We start from the raw sequence: 4,171 nt of genomic DNA on the forward strand, positions 1-4,171 counted from the left end.
GGAGATCGAGATTCTGAGGTCGCGCATGATTCTCGGCCCCACCGTGGATGCAGTGCATCTGGATATCGACGCGAAACCGACCTATTTCCCGCTGTTTGGCCGCTTCCTCGCGTCCCGCGTACCGGCACCCGTCGATGGAGCGCCACGCCTGAATATGCCTTCCTTCGCCTGGGGCAACGAAGTGATCGACGTCACGCAGATGGAGGTGCCGTCACAGTACAACGGTCGCATCTGGACGGTGACCGCGCTGCCGAACGGCCAGTACAGCCTGCGTTCGCCCGACGACGAACCGGTGGTCGACCATTGCGACGTTGCCAGGGTGTGCCGTGCGACGGTCCCGGGCGGCGTGGTCACGGTCACGGTCGAGCGCCTCGTCGGGCGGCCGGGGACGCGATTTCAGCTCGTTCACTCGAAGCGTCTCGATGTCATCACGCGACTTCAGAAGTCTCTGAACATCTCCGAGCAAGGGAAAGATTCCGGCATCATCAGCACGGTCTGGCGCAGCGACGATCCGCACAAGACTCAGGCCGTGCTCAACGAGATCGCACGGCTGTATGTCAAGCAGAACGTCGACAGAAAGTCGGCGGAGGCGGACAACATGATTCGGTTCCTCGACCGCCAGTTGCCCGGGTTGAAGGACAATCTGACGAAGGCGGAAACGAAGTACAACAATTACAGGACTAAAAACACCATCGTCGATCTGCCGGTCGAGGCCCAGAGCTTGCTGAACCAGATCGTGCAGGCGGAGGTTCAGAAGAGTCAGCTCGTTCTTCAGCGTGATCAACTGCTTCAGCGCTTCACCCCGCGGCATCCTAATGTCGACGCCGTCAATCGGCAGCTCGATACCGTCAACGCTCAGATCGCGGCATTCAACCAGCGACTGAAAGCGATTCCCGCCAACGAGCAGGATACCGTCGGCCTCGCTCGTGACGCGATGGTGGCGCAGGAAATCTATACCACGCTGCTCAACAATGTCGAGCAATTGAGGGTACTGAAGGCGGGCAAGACCGGTAATGTCCGTCTGCTCGACGGCGCCGAGCTGATTACGGTGCCGGTATGGCCGCGTCCCGGTCTGATCATCCTCGTGGCCACCACGCTCGGCATATTCGTGGGCCTGGTCACCGCCTTCGCGTTCAAGGCACTGCGCAGCGGAATCGAAGATCCGGCCGAAGTCGAAGACAAGTTCGGGATTCCCGTCTATGCGACGATTCCGCACTCTGATCAACAGTCTACGTTCGGACGCATCGAGCGAGCGGGCGGTAACAATGCGCCGTTGCTCGCCCGGGCCGCACCGACCGATCTTGCCGTCGAAGCCATTCGCAGCTTGCGCACCGCATTGCAGTTCGCTCAGTTCGATGCCAGAAACAACATACTGATGCTGACCGGCCCCGCACCGGGCGTGGGCAAGTCGTTCATTGCCGTCAACCTCGCTGCGTTGATGGCGAGTTCGGGAAAGAGAGTGCTGCTGATCGACGGAGACCTCCGTCGCGGCTACCTGCACCGCTACGTCGGGGCGGCGCGAGGACGTGGATTGACCGAGTTGATCAGATCGGGTGGCGACGCCGGCGAATTCATCCAGCCCGACACGCTCGTGAAGGGTCTTGACTTCATTCCTACCGGCGAACTGCCGCCGAATGCGGCCGAGCTCCTGCTGCATCCCAACTTCGAACAGGTGTTGAGTCAGCTCTCGTCCCGATACGACCACGTAATCGTCGATACCCCACCCGTGCTGGCCGTCACGGACCCCGCCATCATAGGTCGCTACGCCGGTGTGACGCTGCTGGTGTTGCGCTTCGGCGCGAATCCACCGCGGGAAGTGGAAATGGCAATCAAGCAGTTGCGCCAGGGGGGCGGGACGCTGAAAGGCGTGATCTTCAACGATCTGCCCCTGAACACAGCGGGGTACGCATACGGGAAATACAAGTACGCGTATCAGTACGAATACGCACCACGGCAATAATTTCAAGACCGGGCCCGGACGACCAGCCTAGCCCGGCTATCGATTCGAACCCACCATGTCGGCACAACGCATCATCAAGGCATTTCTCGCTCACGGTCTCGGACAGGCCGTGAGTGTGTTCGCCCAGATCGTATCGGTTCCCCTGTTTCTGTCGGTGTGGGGCGCGGCGAAATACGGCGAATGGATACTGATCTCGACGATTCCGACCTACCTCGCTTTGAGTGATCTGGGCTTGTCGACCGTTGCGGCGAACGAGATGGACCAGCGGGCAGCGGTCGGAGATCACGAACGCCTTCAGGTGATTTACCGGACGCTCGCTGCCACGGTCGCCATGTTCGTGCTCATCGTGCTGATCGTGTCGGGCGCGGCGTGGTGGGTCCTGGGTTCGGGCGGCCACGTGTTCCGGTACATGACGGGGGACGAGGTCAGGTTCGTCGCGTTGATTCTGATCGGAGACGTATGCCTGAGCGTGCTGTATGGCCCCCAGACAGCCGCGTTGCGAAGCGCCAATTGCTATGCACTGTCGGTCGGCATTCTGAACGTGACGCGTTTTGTCGCGCTGGCGTTCGGGCTGGTTGCGCTGGTGATATTCAAGACACCGATTGCCGTCGCCACCGGCATGCTCCTCGCGCGCATTGCCGGCTTCGTCGCGCAGCACGTCGTGAAGAAACGCTATTGCCCGTGGGCCACGCTATTTCCATTGACGATCGACTGGGGCTGGCTCAGGAAATCTCTGGTTCCGTCCCTGGCGTTCCTCGGATTCCCGCTCAGCAACGGGCTGAATTTCCAGGGAATCCTCTGGGTGATCGGGACGGCACTCGGCCCGGCACAGGTGGCGGCGTTTTCGACGATGCGAACGCTTACGCGAGTCGCCGTGCAAATGATGAACCTGTTGTCCAACTCGGTCTGGTCGGAAGTGTCGAAGCTTGCCGCGGTGGGGAGAAAGGCGGACGTCATACGTATCAAGCGCAGACTGACGATCGTGACCGTGGTTGTCGCGGGCGCGGTCGGTGTCGCAATGAGCGCATACGGAGAGCGGTTTTATACCGCTTGGACCGGCAAGCACGTCGTTTTCGATTCGACGCTGTTCGACATCCTGTTGCTCTCGATGGTCGCGAATTCGCTGTGGCAATCCGCGTCCATCTTCGTGATTGCGATCAATCGCCATATCCGCTTTGCGTTTGCCTATTTGTTTGCCGCCGGCATGACGATCGTTGTCGGACTGTTGGCTGTGCGGCATGGGGGAATCGTATCCGTCGCGATCTGTCTGCTGGGCCTCGACGTATTCCTGGTTCTCTTCGGCGAATACGAGGTATTTCAAGAGTATCGCGAGAAGGAATATGAAGGTTCTGTTCTTGATCGGTAGCATCGGCGATTACCATACCGCGCGTTTGAACGATGCGCAGCGCCGTCTCGTGCAGGCGAACGTCGAATTTCGCGTGCTGGTGATGAATCGCAAATCGTCCGATTACCTCCATCGAGACGCAGGGCACTCCGGGTGCGATGCGCCGGCAAGCGGCTGGCGTTACGTGGCGCAGGAGCGTGCGCAGTTCAAGCGGCCGATATTGCTCGCGCGCCTGTTCAGGGAAATCGTTCGTGAAAAGCCGGACATGATCGTGACGATCGGATACAACTTTCCATATTCGATCGTCGGGTTGATTTACCGATGGTTGGCGCGTCGCACGAAAATCGTGTTTTGTGCGGACAGCAAGTTCGACGACGGCGTGCGCCGGCCGGGACGCGAACTGCTCAAGGCCCGGCTCGCGTGCCTGTATGACGGCGCGATCGTGGCCGGGCGCCGGCAGCGTCAGTACTTCCAGTTCCTCGGCATTCCAGCGGAGCGCATCCACGTAGGCTACGACGTGGTCGACAACAGTCGGTTCACGACGGCCGCCGCCGCGGCACGCGTCCGGCCGTCCGAGCTCCGCGCGCAGATGGGGTTGCCGGAAAGGTACATCGTCTGCGTGTCGCGCCTGGTGGCTCGCAAGCGTGTCGACAAAGTCATCGACGCGTACGCGCGTTCGCGGGCAACGGCGATCGGTGTTTCGCTGCTGATTATCGGCGCCGGCGAGCTCGAGGCGTCGCTGCGCGAGCGCTGCGAGCGCCTCGGAATCGCGCGCTACGTCGTGTTCAAAGGGCTGGTTCCCAACCAGGACATGCCGGTGTACCTGTCGCTTGCCAATTTCATGATGCTGTTGAGTGACTATGACC

The 4,171-nt window shown here is 60.7% G+C and carries 3 protein-coding genes; all 3 read left to right on the forward strand.

The genetic code is table 11. The features are described from left to right. The coding region (locus tag ACWEOZ_RS44095; RefSeq protein ID WP_451916641.1) for a polysaccharide biosynthesis tyrosine autokinase at positions 1-1,960 on the forward strand (1,960 nt) is incomplete at its 5' end. A gap of 55 nt (positions 1,961-2,015) precedes the next feature. Continuing rightward, entirely contained in the window at positions 2,016-3,326 is a 1,311-nt protein-coding gene (locus ACWEOZ_RS44100) for a lipopolysaccharide biosynthesis protein (protein WP_171026840.1), read from the forward strand. Then, on the forward strand, positions 3,316-4,171 hold an 856-nt coding region (locus ACWEOZ_RS44105; protein ID WP_451916642.1), incomplete at its 3' end, for a glycosyltransferase. The genes ACWEOZ_RS44100 and ACWEOZ_RS44105, both read left to right, overlap by 11 nt.

The sequence above is a fragment of the Actinoplanes sp. NPDC004185 genome (assembly GCF_053603475.1).